Below are 14,942 nucleotides of genomic sequence, written 5' to 3'. Positions count from 1 at the left end.
TGAAACTGGCGGATTTTCATCCGCCAGCTCAAAGTTGATCAGACCGTATTTTCAATCGTTACGGAGAAAGCTCCTCCAACACGCGGTCCTTGGTTTCTATCGCAAACAACATCGTGATGATTGCACCGACGATCAGAATGGCTGCGAAGCTCGCAAAGACATACTGGATGCCCATGGAAGACATCACCGTACCGACGAGGATCGGGCCGGCCGATGATCCCAGGCGAAGCCAGGCGCTGCCGGTTCCGGTTCCCAATGCCCTGAGGCGCGTCGGATAGATCTCTGCCGAGTACAGGTAAAGGGAGAATGTGACGGTCTGGACGATCGCATAAGCGAGGCCGGCTAGAACCAAGACCTGGATGGGTGAGGTCGCGCCGAGCCATGCGAGAGCCAGCAACGGCACGGGAGCGAGAAGCAGCGCACCGGTGTACCAGCGCTTGCGTCCCACTTTGTCGATGAGCAGCGCGCAGATGACGGCGGCGATCACGCCTCCGACCGACGTCAGGAACCCATAAAAGATGCTGGTTTGAAGCGGGAGGTTGAAGACCTGTCGATACAGGGTCGGCAGCCAGGTGATCGTACCGTTGGCAACCGTATAGGCGGTAAACCACATTGCCCAGATGGAAAGCGTCCGCTTCAGGTAAATGCCCTGGAAGAGCTCGCGCCAGTCCGACTTTCGGCGGACCGGCGCCTGGATGAGCTTCGGTTCGGGCAATTCCTTGCCGGCTGCACGAGCACTTTCTTCCATGCGGGTGACGATAGCGTTTGCTTCGCCATAGCGGCCGTTGGCAGCTAGCCAACGCGGTGATTCCTTCAGGAACCAGCGCAGAGGAACCATGATGATTGCGGGAACGAGACCGACGACGAACATCGCCTTCCAGCCGTAAACCGGCACCAAGAAGTAGCCGATCAGCCCGGCGCCGACGAGGCCCAGCAGGAACATGACCTCATAGAGGAGGAAGAACTTGCCGCGCCCCTTCGATCCGATCAACTCGTTGATATAGGCGCTGGCGACCGGGACCTCGCCGCCGGTGCCGATCCCCTGGACGAAACGGAAGGCCATCATCATGCCTGCCCCGGCAGCAAACAGGCATGCGACATCCATGCTGACGAAGAGCAGGATGGTGAACAGGAGAACTTTCAGCCGGCCGATCTTCTCGGCGAGCCAGCCAAACAGGATCGCACCGATCAACTGCCCCAGATAGCCCATCGACAGGATCATGCCTGTCTGTGAAGGGGTCAGGCCCCACTCGCGCACGAGGACGGGCATGGCATAAGCGATGGCGATGACCGTGTAGCCGTCGAAGAACGTTGCGGCGCCGACGATATTGCGCGCCCAGAATACCTCGCGGGTGATGGGAAGGCGCTCCAGACGAGCGCTGATTTCGGCCTGAGGATCAGCGACAGTCGCCGTCTCAGCCGGCATTGGCTGCATGACATTCATTGGTTCCTCCTTCTCGCCCCGTGGCCTACCACTCTCCCGGCCAGGGGCGCTCCTGCTTGATGGTTGCTACTGCGCGTCAGTTCGTCCTGTCAGAGCAATGGCCTTCAAAGACGTTCAAGTCTGCCTCGGCGGGTTTCCATGGTTTCCTCCTCCCTTCGGAATGCGCCCCTGCGACCTGCGCAGGGGCGTCAAGAGGTCACTCGGCAGCCAGCAACTGGTCAACGCGGCCAATACCGGCGGCGTCGAAGGCAGCAAAGATCTCTGCTTCGGCCTTTTCGCCAAGGTTCTTCAGCGGCTCGCGGATCGTGGCGTGATCAAGGATACCACGGTGGACAAGGCCGAGTTTCAGGGCCACGGTGCCTTCCATGTGAGAGCCGCGGTGATAGACGGCACGCGTCACCGGAAGAAGGCGTTCGAAGATCTTGCGCGCTTCCGGATAGTCCTGCGCCTTGCCAGCTTTGATCAGGTCGATCAGCAGTTCCGGCGCGATATTGCCATAACCGACGAGCAGACCGTCGACATCGAACATGGTTGGCAGCAGCCATTCATCATGGCAGCTCAGAACCTGCAGCTTTGGATTGGCCTTCTTCAGCTCCGGAATTTCGACATACCAGCGCTTCATATTGCGCACGCCGTTCTTGGTGGCGACGACGCCTTCCTGTGTGGCAATCGCAAGCTGTGTATCGAGATCGTATGATGCCTTGGTGGCGTCGGGATATTGGAACAGGATGCACTGGAGGCCAGACTCCTGCCAGATTGCCTTGTAGCGATCCTGAGGCGCTCCCTTCTGAAAGCCGAAACGCAGCCAGCCGTGGTTCGGATAGACGAGTGCGCCGGTGGCACCAGCCGCCTTGCATTTCCTGGCCTCTTCAGCGGCGACCCTCGTGCCTTCACCGGTAATCCCGGCAATGATCGGAACGGCACCGTCGACCGCTTCGACATAGGTGCGGATGAGAGCAAGGCGCTCCTCTTCCGTGAGGAAGGTGCCCTCGCCGGCATGGCCGAGGATGACGAGGCTTTTGACGCCTTCCATCGAGACCAGCCATTTGGCGATTTTGGCATTGGCTTTGTGATCAATTTCACCGTCGCGGGTGAAAGCGGTAACGGGGGCCGGGCTCAGCCCGCGCATATCCATCGGTTGCATATTGGTCTCCTCCTTCGTGCAATCGCGGTTCGCTCGCGATCGGTATAGGATCGTTTACGGGAACGTTCCCACTATCGTTCTCGAATTCTCTGGAGTCAATATCTTTTTTGAGGCATGCTGGAGAGCGGCGGCTCAATGCCGACTCGAATGGAAAAGGCTCAATGAATTCAAAGACGGATGAAGTTCAGGGGCAGACCCGTGTCACTATTCACGGCGTCGCTGCCGCAGCCGGTGTCTCCAAGTCTACCGTGTCCCGCATTCTCGACGAAAGGCTTCCCCGCTCCGACAGCGAGACCGCGCGTCGCGTGCGCAAGGTTGCCGAAGAGCTGGGATACGTTCGGGACGTTTCCGCAGCGAGCCTTAGGCGTGGCAACACAATGACAATCGGGGTGATCGTGCCCAGGCTGACGGATACGGTCATGGCCATGCTTTACGAAGCACTGGCCAAGGCCTGCAGCCGTAGTGGCCGCTTCGCGATTGTCGCAACGACCGACGACAAGCCAAAGGCAGACCGGCTTGCGGCCGAGTCTCTGCTGAAGCGCGGTGTCGATGGACTGATTCTTTCGACGGCGCGGGAAGACGATGACTTTCCGGACGAGCTGGCAAAACGCGGTATTCCCTATGTCCTGGCCCTCCGGACGGATGGCCACAGCCTCTCGTCGGTCGGCGATGACAGGCTCGGTGGTTACCTCGCGGCCCGCCATCTCCTCGATCTCGGCCATCGCAAAATTGGCGTCATTGCCGGTCCATCCTATGCCTCCAGTTCGCGAGGCCGCGTGGAGGGTTTCCGCCACGCCCTGGAAGAGGCTGGACTGAATGCAGATCCCTCATACATCATTCCCTCGACATTCGGCATTGAGTCCGGTGCGGTAGCCGTCGAAACCCTGATGCGTCTTAGTCCGCGCCCAACCGCTGTTTTCGCCGTAAACGACAATACTGCCATCGGCGCCTTGTCGGGACTGACGAAACTTGGCCTTTCCGTGCCGCAGGACATCTCGATCGTAGGCTATAACGACATTCCGATTGTCAGCCACCTCCCCACGCCGCTGACGACGTTGCGGGTGCCGTTCGAGCAAATTGCGTCAAACGCCCTTGATCTTCTTGCCGGTGACAACAGTCCTGCCGACGAGCGTATTCGGATCTCGGCCCCAACCCTTATTCCAAGGAAATCGACGGCACCGATACGCTAAAGCTCGCGCCACACGCATACCCCCACTATCTGCACACGATTGCTCGAGTGGGTGCGATCACTCTATTCTCTGATAGCAAATCGCCAGATGTTTCGCAGACCATGCTGCCCTCATTCGGCCGGCATGCGGTGGTCGCATAAAGAGGAAGGACCAGCATGCCGGAACCGCTCAAGAACTTGCTGCATGAAACATTGGTCGGCGATATGGCCGATCGTATTGCCGGCAACGCGCAGATCTTCGATAAAAACCGCTTCGTGACGCTGGCGACCGAGGGCCTCTCCGCGCTGGAGCTGATGGAGCGGTCGGCGCTGATCCGCGACGCGCTGTTTGCCACGCTTCCCGGTGATTTCCGGGAGGCCGCAGCCATTCTCAAGGCCAGCCTGCCCGCCGCCGGCAGGCCGGGGCTCTCAGGCTGGATGCTGCTGCCAGTCAATCAGTTCATCGCCGCACGCGGCCTTGATCACTTCGATCTCGGTCTCGATCTCCTAAAGGCGCTGACGCCGCATTTCACCGCCGAATTCGGCATCCGCCCCTTTATCCACCGCGACCAGCAGCGCGCGCTTGCCATCGTTTCAGGCTGGGTCGACGATCCCGACCAGCATGTGCGCCGGCTGGCGAGCGAGGGAACGCGGCCGCGCCTGCCCTGGGCGATGCGCCTGCCGCAGCTCGTGAAGGATCCGGCGCCGATCCTGCCCATCCTGACCGCGCTGATGGATGATCCGGAGGATTATGTGCGCCGATCCGTGGCCAACAGCCTGAACGATGTCGCCAAGGATCACCCCGATCTGGTCGCCGCCTTCATCGCCGGCCATATCGACGGCGCTTCCTCCGAACGCCGCTGGCTGCTGAAACATGCCTCGCGCACGCTGCTGAAGAACGGCCACGCGCAGGCGCTCGCCAATTTCGGCTTCGCCGCCAGCGATTCGCTCGAGTGCGAACTGCGGCTCGTAAACGGCGAGGTGATGTTCGGCGAAGGGCTGGATTTCGAAATCCGGGTGACGAATGCAGGCGAGCGAGCGCAGTCGCTGATGATCGACTACGCCGTTCACCATGTGAAGAGCGACGGTTCGCTCTCACCCAAGGTGTTCAAGTGCAAGGCGATAATGCTCGCTCCGGGGCAAAGCCATACAATTGGGCGTCGCCACGCCATGCGGCCGATCACGACGCGGCGTTATTATCCAGGCGAACATCGCATCGCCATCCTCGTCAACGGCGCGGAGACCGCATCGCAAAGCTTCGTCCTCGTCATGCCCTCACCTGACCAAGGCTGAGGCTTTCTTGTGCACCGCACTTGACTTTCCACGCGAACTAGCCCAAATGCGGGTCAGCTTTCACCCTTCCGGCCGCCGCGTGAGCGTGCCCCTGCTGAAAAATACAGATGCAGGAAGAAGGGACAAAAGCGCATTTCGATAGAGCGCCGCACTCCCATGAGCGGCCAGAAGCGCTGGAAAGCTTTTTCCAACTCACAAGTTCCCACTTCACGCGGGGTTCTTGACGCCAGAATGAAACCGGATCGCATGGTGCGTTCCGGCGATAGTCATTGTGGCGCCCCGAAAGGTTATACCTTGACTAATTTTGAATCGCTTGGTGTCTCCAAGCCGATCGTCGCTACTTTGTTCCAGCTCGGCATCGAAACGCCGACGCCGATCCAGGAACATGCCATTCCTCTCCTCCTCGAAGGCCGCGACCTGATCGGCCTTGCCCAGACCGGCACCGGCAAGACCGCTGCTTTCGGACTGCCGCTTATCGAAAAGCTGCTCGCCGATGAACGGCGCCCCGACAACCGCACGACGCGCACGCTGATCCTTGCGCCGACCCGCGAACTGGTGAACCAGATCGCCGAGAGCCTGAAGAAATTCATCCGCAAGTCGTCGCTGCGCATCAATGTCGTCGTCGGCGGCGTCTCGATCAACAAGCAGCAGCTTCAGCTTGAAAAGGGCACAGATATTCTCGTCGCCACGCCCGGCCGGCTGCTCGACCTCATCAATCGCCGCGCGATCACGCTGACTGCCGTTCGCTATCTCGTGCTCGACGAAGCCGACCAGATGCTCGACCTCGGCTTCGTCCACGATCTGCGCAAGATCGCCAAGATGGTGCCGAAAAAGCGTCAGACCATGCTGTTCTCGGCGACCATGCCGAAGGCGATCGCCGATCTTGCCGGCGAATATCTCGTCGATCCCGTCAAGGTCGAAGTCACGCCTCCAGGTAAGGCTGCCGACAAGGTCGAGCAGTACGTTCATTTCGTCGCCGGCAAGAACGACAAGACGGAGCTGCTCCGCAAGTCGCTGACCGAAAACCCCGATGGCCGCGCCATGGTCTTCCTGCGCACCAAGCACGGTGCCGAGAAGCTGATGAAGCATCTCGAAAACATCGGCTATTCCGTCGCCTCGATCCACGGCAACAAGAGCCAGGGTCAGCGCGAGCGGGCGCTGAAGGCCTTCCGCGACGGCAGCATCAAGACGCTGATCGCCACCGACGTCGCCGCCCGCGGCATCGACATTCCGGCCGTCAGCCACGTCTACAACTACGACCTGCCTGAAGTGCCCGACGCCTATGTGCATCGCATCGGCCGCACGGCGCGTGCCGGCCGCGACGGCATCGCCATCGCTTTCTGCGCTCCCGACGAAGCCAAGCTGCTGCGTGATATCGAGCGCCTGATGGGCATCGACATCACTGTCGCCAGCGGCGAAGCGCCGGCAAACATCGGCGGCGGCCCCCGTCGCGCCAACGGCAACGGCAACAACCGCAATCGCAATGGCGGCCAGGGTCGCGAAGGTCAGGGTCGTGGCGAAGGCCGTGGCGACCAGAATCGCTCCGAGCATCGCGGCAGCCGTCAGGAACGCCGCCCGCGCCGCGAAGGTGAAGGCAGCGAAGTCCGCGCCGGCGGCGAGGAGCGTCGTCCGCGTCCGGAGCGCCCGACCAGCCGCAACGAGGACTTCCGCGGTCAGCGCCGCGGTGAAGCGACCCCGGATCTCGGCCCCGACAACGATCTGGCCTCGACCTCCGATTTCCGCGCCTCTGCAAAGCCGCAGCGTCCGGCCCATCACGGCGCCCATGCCAATGGTGAGCCGAGCGGTCATCACCGCGGCAACAGCCGCCATGCCCACGGCCGCCCGGCCCGCAAGCATGGCGAGGACCGCGGCCCGCAGCAGGCCCAGGCCGGCGAACCGCGCCGCGACGGCAACGGCGGCAATCGTCGCGGTGGCTCCGGCTCCCGCAACGGTGGCGGCCAGCGCCGCGAACGCGCCTGAACGTCGAACGATTGAAAAGCAAAAAGGCCGGAGATCTCCGGCCTTTTTGTTATCTACGCCTCTGCAGGCCTATGCTCTCTGAACGCCCTGCGGTTCGTCAGATAGACGCCTGTCACGACCACCACGGTGCCGACGATCAGCGGCAGGGTCAGCGGTTCCCCGAAGGCGATGAAGGCTTCGAGAGCAACCGCCGGCGGCATCAGGTAGATCAGCGAGGCGGCGCGTGACACCTGACCCCGGCGGATCAGATAGAGCAGCAGCCCGACGCCGCCCATCGATAGACCGAAGACCGACCAGGCCAGCGCGCCATAGGCCTGCGCGGCGCCATCGAAATGCTGATGCTCGAAGACCAGCGACAGCGGCAGCGTGAGGATCAGCGCGCCGACATATTGCAGGGTCGCGATGGTTCGGAGGTCGCCGGCTTGCAGGTGTTTCTTTTGATAGAGCGTGCCGTAGGTGACGGACGCCATGGCGACGAGATTGATCGCCAGCGGCAGGGCGGCATGCGTGAGATCGGCGGTCGCCGGATCGAGCAGCTTCGGCGAAATGGCGATGGCAATGCCGACGAAGCCAAGGGCAAGGCCGAGTTTCTGTGCCTGCTGCAGCCGCTCGCCGATGAGGAAGGGAGCGGCCATCGCCGTCAACAGCGGCTGCAGCGCCGCGATGATGCCGGATATGCCGGCCGGCACGCCGTTGGCGATCGCCCACCAGAGGCCGGCGAGATAGAAGCCATGCAGGAAGAAGCCGGAATAGACGGCGCGCAGCGCCGCCGCCCGGCTCGGCCATTGCGCCCGCACCACCAGGCAGAGCGCCAGGAATGCCGCCGCCGACAGCGCGTAGCGTATCGAAAGAAAGGTGAAGGGCTCGGAATGCAGCGAGGCGTATTTCGCCACCACCCAGCCCGTGGACCAGAGCAGGACGAAGACGGCGGGGGCAAGGCGATCGAGGGACATGGAGCGGCTCGGGAGAGAAGAGGTGCCGTGCTGATAGCCCTACCCGGCCGCCGCCGTCAAAGGCGAAGCGTTGATGCTTATCTGAAATTTCGCTGATGGCAGCGATCCAGTGGCGGTCGCGCCAGCCCGCGGTTGCCCGCGCATGACCATATTCGACCGTCTACAGCGCCGCGCGTCTTTTCGAGAGGCGCAAAGGACGTTGTAGCACTTTCATTGCGGCATAATTTCACCCTTAAAGCGGAGTCGATTTAAGGGTGAAATTATGCAGTAGGCCGAACGAAAAACAATCACATGCTCAGATTTTGCGCAAGCATCGAGATCCACCATCCGCCATGCCGCACCGCATCACTTTAAATGCCCAGATTTTCACCCGTTTCCCGCAGCGCAAAATCTTTTCCTCGAAATGCGCATGGTTCTTGCATTGCCATTTGCGTTGTATTCAAATGAACAAAAAAGGGGAGCCGAGCCTTTGGCATTTGATGAAATGATTACCGGGGACGAAAGTTCTCGCCCGCCTTATGAAAAATACTTCGAGTGGTACAACAGCCAAGACCGGGCGCATCTGATTGCCAAATCCCGCGATGCGGAAAACATCTTCCGGAAGACCGGCATCACCTTCGCGGTCTACGGCCATGCCGACAGTTCCGAAAAACTCATCCCCTTCGACATCATTCCCCGCATCATCTCCGCCCGCGAATGGCGCAAGCTCGCCCAAGGCATCGAGCAGCGGGTGATCGCGCTTAACGCCTTTCTCGACGATATCTACCATAAGCAGGAGATCATCCGCGCCGGCCGCGTTCCGCGCGAGCTGATCGAAAACAACGTCACCTTCATCCCCGAAATGATCGGTTTCCGGCCGCCCGGCGGCGTCTACACCCACATCGTCGGCACCGACATCGTGCGCACCGGCGAGGACCAGTTTTACGTGCTGGAGGATAATGCCCGCACGCCCTCCGGTGTCAGCTACATGCTGGAAAACCGGGAAACCATGATGCAGATGTTCCCTGAGCTCTTTCACGAGAACAAGGTGCAGCGTGTCGAGGATTATCCCTATCTGCTGCGTCAAAGCCTCGCCTCGCTCGCCCCTCCCGGCTGCAAGGGCAAGCCTCGCGTCGCCGTGCTGACGCCGGGCATCTACAATTCCGCCTATTACGAGCATTCGTTCCTCGCCGACATGATGGGCGTCGAACTGGTCGAGGGTGCGGATCTGCGCGTCATCGACGGCAAGGTGAAGATGAGGACGACACGCGGTTACGAAGCGATCGACGTGCTCTACCGCCGCGTCGACGACGATTTCCTCGATCCCCTGACCTTCCGATCCGATTCCGCGCTCGGCATTCCCGGCATCATGGATGTCTACCGCTCCGGCAACATCACCATCGCCAATGCGCCGGGCACCGGCATTTGCGACGACAAGGCGATCTACTCCTATATGCCCGAGATCGTCGAATTCTATACCGGCCGCAAGGCGCTGCTCGAAAACGTGCCGACCTGGCGCTGTTCGGAAGCCGACAGCCTGAAATATGTGCTGGAACACCTGGAAGAGCTCGTGGTCAAGGAGGTGCACGGCTCCGGCGGCTACGGCATGCTGGTCGGCCCGACGGCGTCGAAGAAGGAGCGCGCCGATTTCGCCGAGAAGCTGAAAGCCAAGCCGAACAATTACATCGCCCAGCCGACGCTGTCGCTCTCCACCGTGCCGATCCTCGTCAACAAGGGCATTGCGCCGCGCCATGTCGACCTTCGCCCCTATGTGCTTGTATCCGACAAGGTACAGATCATTCCGGGCGGGCTCACCCGCGTGGCGCTGAAGCAAGGCTCGCTGGTGGTCAATTCCAGCCAGGGCGGCGGCACCAAAGACACTTGGGTATTGGAGGACTGATGCTCGGAAGAACAGCAAACGGCCTCTACTGGATGTTTCGTTACATCGAGCGCGCCGAAAATATAGCCCGCCTGATCGATGCGGGGTTGCGCATGTCGCTGACCCGCAGCAGCACTGGCGATGACAATTGGGATGGCGTGCTGCAAAGTGCGGGCGTGCGCGAGGCTTATGACGAAGGCCACAACAAGCTGACCAACGCCGACGCGATCGACTATCTCCTGCGCGATCGCACCAATCCGTCGAGCGTCATGTCTTGCATCGATTCCGGCCGCAACAATGCCCGCATGGTGCGCACGGCGCTGACGCGTGAGACCTGGGAAGCCACCAACGAATGCTGGATCGACCTGAAGTCACTGCTCGAAAAGCGCGTCAAGGCGGCCGAAATGCCAGAGGTGATCGATGTCATCAAGCGCCGCGCCGGCCTCATTCGCGGTGCCTTCCATGGCTCGACACTGCGCAACGAGCTCTATAATTTTGCCCGCATCGGCACCTTCATCGAGCGGGCCGACAATACCAGCCGCATCCTCGACGTGAAATATTACGTGCTGCTGCCCTCGGTCTCGGCTGTCGGCTCTTCCCTCGACAACGTGCAGTGGGAATCGATCCTGCGCTCAGTCTCCGCGCACCGTGCCTATAGTTGGGCCTATGACGGCGAATACCGGGCAATGAACATTGCCGACTTCCTGACCCTCAATGTCCAGATGCCGCGCTCGCTTGCCTATTGCTACGAGAAGATCGTCAGCAATCTCGGCTATCTGGCCCAGGATTACGAGGCGCGGCTCCCTGCCCACGATACCGCGGATTCAATCCGCACGACACTGCAGACGAGGGCGATCCGGGATATCATGGATCAGGGCCTGCACGAGTTCCTGGAGGATTTCGTCTCGCGCAATAACAAGCTCGGCGCGGAAATTTCCGACGGCTACCGGTTCTATGTATAAGCGGATAACAATATGAGACTGAAGATCAGCCACCTCACCGAATACCGCTACGACGAACCGGCGCAATTCTCGCTGCAACGGCTACGGCTGACGCCGCCGACAAACGCCACTCAAAAAGTACTCGGTTGGGCCCTGAAGGTCGAGGGCGCTACGCCGGAGGTCGAATATGACGACCAGTACGGCAATCACGTCAATCTGGTCTCGCTGGAAGGCGAGCAGGACGTAACGCGTATCCTCGCCGAAGGCGAGGTCGAGACAGGGGATAACAACGGCGTCACCGGCCCGCATACCGGCTTCTGCCCGCTTTGGCTCTTCCTGCGCGACACGCCGCTGACCAAGGGTGGCAAGCTGGTGAAGGAACTGATCAAGGGCGTTGGTGGCGATAACGAGCTTGCCCGCATGCATGCGCTGATGGCGGCGATCCACGAAACGGTCGATTACAGGCCCGGCACCAGCAATACCGAGACGACCGCCGAGCAGGCGCTGGAGAGGAAGAGCGGCGTCTGTCAGGACCATGCGCATATTTTCATTGCCGCCGCCCGCGCCCTGCAGGTGCCGGCGCGTTACATCTCCGGTTATTTGATGATGGAGGAAAAGATCGAACAGGCGGCGACCCATGCCTGGGCAGAGGCGCATATTCCCGGCCTCGGCTGGGTCGGCTTCGATCCCGCCAACGAGATCTGCCCGGATGCCCGTTACATCAGAGTCGCCTCCGGCCTCTGCTATCGTGATGCCGCGCCGATTTCAGGCATGCGCATCGGCACGCCGGGCGAAACGCTGTCGGTCACCGTGAAGGTCGAGGATGGCGGACAGATGCAAAGCCAGAGCCAAAGCTGAGCCGGGCATACAGACAGCTTTACCGCACCTGCGATAGGGCCGATGGAATAGCTGCCGAACGCGCCGCGAAACAAACATGTTGGACTTGAATATAGAGCCCGGCGGTCCCGAAATTTCGCCTGATTCCGGCACGCGGCGCACGTTATAATTGCCGTTCCTCAATTTTTCATTGCAGACTAAACTCTATTTTAAGGCCGCAGGCACAAGCTTGTCTGCGGCGACGCCTGGTGTATTTCGGCAGGCGCCGTTCAAGAAGCGGCATGATGCAGGCTTTCATGATGATATTCAGCTGCCGGCACGGATGAGGCGACGAACGCGCCCTCCGATGAGGGCGGCCTGTTTGTTTCTGGGATTTAACGGGATCGTCCATGCCTCTTCTTATCGTCGACGACAGCGAATCTAGCCTTCTCGCCCTTGAGACCGCCGTCCGTGGTTTCGCCGGCTGTGTGGTCGAAAGCTTCACCAATCCGCTCGAAGCCCTTGATCGCTGCCAGGCCGTCGATTTCGACGTCGTGCTGGTCGATTATATGATGCCTCAGATGAACGGTATCGAGATGATCCGCAGGCTGCGCCGCCGGCCGGGCTATGAGGATGTGCCCGTTGTGATGATCACCTCGCAGGCGAAGCGGTCGGTTCGGCTGGAAGCGCTGGAGGCCGGCGCCACGGATTTTCTCGCCAAGCCCTTCGACCCGTTGGAACTGCAGGCGCGCGTCCTCAACCTGATGGCCCTGCATAAGGCCCAGCTGGCGCTTGCCGACCGGGCAAAATCACTCGACATGGCCTTCCGGCATGCCACAGAACAGGCCGACATGCGCGAACAGGAGATCATCTGGTGCCTTGCCCAGGCGATGGCCTCGCGTGACGGCAATACCGGCGATCATATCGAGCGCGTCGCCAATATCGCCGAGCTGATTGCCGAAGGCCTCGGCCTCGATCGCATCCAGCGGCGCAATATCTATCTCGCCGCTCCCCTGCACGATATCGGCAAGATCGCCATTCCCGACGCCATCCTGCAGAAGCCGGGTAAGCTCGAGCGGCACGAGATCGAACGCATGCGCGAGCATGTCCCGATCGGTGTCGCCATTCTTGCCAACAGCTCCGCCGAGCTTTCGCGCGTCGCAACCGCCATCATCGCCGGCCATCATGAGAAATGGGACGGAAGCGGCTATCCCAAGGGCCTGTCCGGCGACGCAATCCCGATCGAAGCCCGCATCGTCGCCGTCGCCGACGTCTTCGAAGCGCTCTGCTCCGACCGGCCCTACAAGCAGGCATGGCCGATCGAGCAGGCCTACGAGGAAATCATCGCCTGCAGCGGATCGCATTTCGACCCCGCCTGCGTCGCTGCCTTCCGCCGCAAATGGCCGGCGATCCGCGCACTCTTCGAACATGGCGCCGGGGAAAACCACCACATGGCAGTATTGAACGGCTGATTGCCATCGGCCGGGAAGAACAAGAAAAAGGCGGGGCAATGCCCCGCCTTTTGATCTATTTCAGTCTCTTTCCACCCGGTCAGTGGCTGTCCTTGCCGACGGCGTTTCCACGACATCCCTTGAGGAAGTCGAGATCGGCGCCGGTATCTGCCCCTTCGACATGCTGCTGATGCAGGAAGGCATAGCCGGATGTAGGCAGATCATGGTTCGGCTGCCATTCGGCGAGCCGCCGCGCCAGTTCCTCCTCGGAAATGTCAAGATGCAGACGACGGTTCGGCACGTCGAGCTCGATCATGTCGCCGTTTTTCACGACCGCCAGCGGCCCGCCGACAGCCGCTTCCGGCGAGGTGTGCAGGACGACGGTACCGTAGGCCGTTCCGGACATGCGGGCGTCGGAAATGCGCACCATATCGAGGATGCCCTTCTTCAGCACCTTCGGCGGCAGCCCCATATTGCCGACCTCGGCCATCCCGGGATAGCCCTTCGGCCCACAGTTCTTCATGACCATGATGCAGGTTTCGTCGATGTCGAGGTTATCGTCGTTGATCTTGGCCTTGTAGTCGTCGATGTCCTCGAAGACAACAGCCCTGCCCTTGTGCACCAGCAGATGCGGCGAAGCCGCCGAAGGCTTCAGCACCGCGCCCTTCGGCGCGAGGTTGCCGCGCAGCACGACGATGCCGCCCGAAGCTGTCAGCGCCTTTTCGGCCGGCAGGATAACGTCTTCGTTCCAGTTGACGACGTCCTTGACCTCGTCCCAGACGGTTTCGCCGGATACCGTCAGCGCGTCCTTGTGCAGGAGGCCTGCTTCGCCGAGGCGCTTCAGCACCACCGGCAGGCCGCCGGCATAGAAGAACTCCTCCATCAGATACTTGCCCGACGGCATCAGGTTGACGATGGTCGGGACGTCACGGCCGCAGCGGTCCCAGTCATCAAGCGAAAGATCAATGCCGACACGGCCGGCGATGGCGAGCAGGTGGATGACGGCATTGGTCGATCCACCGATGGCCGCGTTGGTGCGAATGGCATTCTCGAAGGCTTGCTTCGTCATGATCTCGGAGGGCTTCAGGTCATCCTTGACCATCTGCACGATACGCCGGCCGGTCAGCTGCGCCATGACCTTGCGGCGGGAATCGACGCCCGGGATCGCAGCATTGCCAGAGAGCGCCATGCCGAGCGCCTCGGCCATGGAAGCCATGGTGGAGGCGGTGCCCATGGTGTTGCAGGTGCCCGACGAACGGCTCATCGAGGCTTCCGCCTCGAGGAATTCGGCCTGCGTCATCTCGCCGGCCTTCACCATTTCGGAAAACTTCCACAGATGCGTGCCCGAGCCGACCCGTTCGCCACGGAAATAGCCGTTCAGCATCGGTCCGCCTGTGACGACGATCGAAGGCAGGTCGCAGGAAGCCGCCCCCATGATAAGCGACGGCGTGGTCTTGTCGCAGCCCACCAGCAGTACGCAGCCATCCATCGGCTGCCCGCGGATCGCCTCTTCCACCGCCAGCGCGGCAAGATTGCGATACATCATCGCCGTCGGGCGGAAGGTGTTTTCGGATGCCGAGAACACCGGCACCTCAAGCGGGAAGCCGCCGGCCTCCCATACGCCCGCCTTCACCTTCTCGGCGAGCTCTCTGAGATGACCGTTGCACGGGGTCATATCCGACCAGGTGTTGAGGATGCCGATCACCGGCCGGCCGTCGAACAGGTCGTGCGGATAACCCTGGTTCTTAAGCCAGCCGCGGTGATAGATCACGTCGCGGCTCGTACCGCCGTACCATTCCTGCGACCTCAGCCTGCGCGGCCATTCCGCTTTCTTTTTCATCGTCTCTATCCTTCAGGATATCGCCGGACCGCCTCGTACGGCCCAGGTTATCGC

At 61.2% G+C, this 14,942-nt stretch carries 11 protein-coding genes; 7 read left to right on the top strand and 4 right to left on the bottom strand.

Features of this window, described 5'->3' with window-relative positions:
* Positions 1-58: 58 nt before the first annotated feature.
* Both FFM53_RS19075 and FFM53_RS19070 read right to left on the bottom strand, forming a co-directional pair.
* Positions 59-1,444: an MFS transporter gene (locus FFM53_RS19075; RefSeq protein ID WP_138386855.1), complete on the bottom strand. Its 1,386-nt coding sequence runs from the start codon at positions 1,442-1,444 to the stop codon at positions 59-61.
* 196 nt (positions 1,445-1,640) lie between these two features.
* Positions 1,641-2,588 carry a dihydrodipicolinate synthase family protein gene (locus FFM53_RS19070; protein WP_171598477.1) on the bottom strand — a complete coding sequence of 316 codons (948 nt, stop codon included), beginning with the start codon at positions 2,586-2,588 and terminating at the stop codon, positions 1,641-1,643.
* Between the two features lie 161 nt (positions 2,589-2,749).
* Here FFM53_RS19070 and FFM53_RS19065 point away from each other — a divergent pair, with 161 nt between their 5' ends.
* The 3 genes from FFM53_RS19065 to FFM53_RS19055 all read left to right on the top strand — a co-directional run bounded on the left by FFM53_RS19065 (position 2,750) and on the right by FFM53_RS19055 (position 7,029).
* The gene (locus FFM53_RS19065) at positions 2,750-3,778 is read left to right on the top strand and encodes a LacI family DNA-binding transcriptional regulator (protein ID WP_138330301.1); all 1,029 of its coding nucleotides are present in this window, start codon (positions 2,750-2,752) and stop codon (positions 3,776-3,778) included.
* Positions 3,779-3,933: 155 nt separating this feature from the next.
* Positions 3,934-5,049: a DNA alkylation repair protein gene (locus FFM53_RS19060; RefSeq protein WP_138386854.1), complete on the top strand. Its 1,116-nt coding sequence runs from the start codon at positions 3,934-3,936 to the stop codon at positions 5,047-5,049.
* 246 nt (positions 5,050-5,295) lie between these two features.
* Entirely contained in the window at positions 5,296-7,029 is a 1,734-nt protein-coding gene (locus tag FFM53_RS19055; RefSeq protein WP_029872329.1) for a DEAD/DEAH box helicase, read from the top strand.
* Positions 7,030-7,082: 53 nt separating this feature from the next.
* Here the strand turns inward: FFM53_RS19055 and FFM53_RS19050 are convergent, their stop codons facing one another.
* Positions 7,083-7,982 (bottom strand): DMT family transporter, encoded by a 900-nt coding sequence (locus FFM53_RS19050; protein WP_138330299.1) that lies wholly within the window; start codon positions 7,980-7,982, stop codon positions 7,083-7,085.
* A gap of 469 nt (positions 7,983-8,451) precedes the next feature.
* Between FFM53_RS19050 and FFM53_RS19045 the strand changes: the two genes are divergently transcribed.
* From FFM53_RS19045 to FFM53_RS19030, 4 genes are all read left to right on the top strand, one after another.
* On the top strand, positions 8,452-9,861 hold the full coding sequence (locus tag FFM53_RS19045; protein ID WP_138330298.1) for a circularly permuted type 2 ATP-grasp protein: 1,410 nt from the start codon (positions 8,452-8,454) through the stop codon (positions 9,859-9,861).
* The gene (locus FFM53_RS19040; protein ID WP_003561792.1) at positions 9,861-10,802 is read left to right on the top strand and encodes an alpha-E domain-containing protein; all 942 of its coding nucleotides are present in this window, start codon (positions 9,861-9,863) and stop codon (positions 10,800-10,802) included. Before FFM53_RS19045 ends, FFM53_RS19040 begins: the two co-directional genes overlap by 1 nt.
* Before the next feature lie 12 nt (positions 10,803-10,814).
* On the top strand, positions 10,815-11,639 hold the full coding sequence (locus FFM53_RS19035) for a transglutaminase family protein (RefSeq protein ID WP_138330297.1): 825 nt from the start codon (positions 10,815-10,817) through the stop codon (positions 11,637-11,639).
* Positions 11,640-12,007: 368 nt separating this feature from the next.
* Positions 12,008-13,069: an HD domain-containing phosphohydrolase gene (locus FFM53_RS19030; RefSeq protein ID WP_138386853.1), complete on the top strand. Its 1,062-nt coding sequence runs from the start codon at positions 12,008-12,010 to the stop codon at positions 13,067-13,069.
* A 79-nt stretch (positions 13,070-13,148) separates the two neighbouring features.
* On the opposite strand, the gene araD is transcribed toward FFM53_RS19030, so the two are convergent.
* Complete coding sequence (araD, locus tag FFM53_RS19025) at positions 13,149-14,888, bottom strand: L-arabinonate dehydratase (RefSeq protein ID WP_020051223.1); 1,740 nt, start codon at positions 14,886-14,888, stop codon at positions 13,149-13,151.
* Between the last annotated feature and the right edge of the window lie 54 nt (positions 14,889-14,942).

Source organism: Rhizobium indicum (assembly GCF_005862305.2).
In the GTDB taxonomy this organism is placed as follows: domain Bacteria; phylum Pseudomonadota; class Alphaproteobacteria; order Rhizobiales; family Rhizobiaceae; genus Rhizobium; species Rhizobium indicum.
Note: the sequence above shows the minus strand (reverse complement) of the source record. Positions and strands in the feature narration are given on the sequence as shown.

What these genes read in the sequence shown, in the direction of transcription:
- FFM53_RS19035 (WP_138330297.1), top strand. Translation starts at nt 10,815, where the DNA reads ATGAGACTGAAGATCAGCCACCTCACCGAATACCGCTACGACGAACCG.
- FFM53_RS19055 (WP_029872329.1), top strand. Translation starts at nt 5,296, where the DNA reads ATGGTGCGTTCCGGCGATAGTCATTGTGGCGCCCCGAAAGGTTATACC.
- FFM53_RS19030 (WP_138386853.1), top strand. Translation starts at nt 12,008, where the DNA reads ATGCCTCTTCTTATCGTCGACGACAGCGAATCTAGCCTTCTCGCCCTT.
- araD (WP_020051223.1), bottom strand. Translation starts at nt 14,888, where the DNA reads ATGAAAAAGAAAGCGGAATGGCCGCGCAGGCTGAGGTCGCAGGAATGG.
- FFM53_RS19040 (WP_003561792.1), top strand. Translation starts at nt 9,861, where the DNA reads ATGCTCGGAAGAACAGCAAACGGCCTCTACTGGATGTTTCGTTACATC.
- FFM53_RS19070 (WP_171598477.1), bottom strand. Translation starts at nt 2,588, where the DNA reads ATGCAACCGATGGATATGCGCGGGCTGAGCCCGGCCCCCGTTACCGCT.
- FFM53_RS19075 (WP_138386855.1), bottom strand. Translation starts at nt 1,444, where the DNA reads ATGAATGTCATGCAGCCAATGCCGGCTGAGACGGCGACTGTCGCTGAT.
- FFM53_RS19050 (WP_138330299.1), bottom strand. Translation starts at nt 7,982, where the DNA reads ATGTCCCTCGATCGCCTTGCCCCCGCCGTCTTCGTCCTGCTCTGGTCC.
- FFM53_RS19065 (WP_138330301.1), top strand. Translation starts at nt 2,750, where the DNA reads ATGAATTCAAAGACGGATGAAGTTCAGGGGCAGACCCGTGTCACTATT.
- FFM53_RS19060 (WP_138386854.1), top strand. Translation starts at nt 3,934, where the DNA reads ATGCCGGAACCGCTCAAGAACTTGCTGCATGAAACATTGGTCGGCGAT.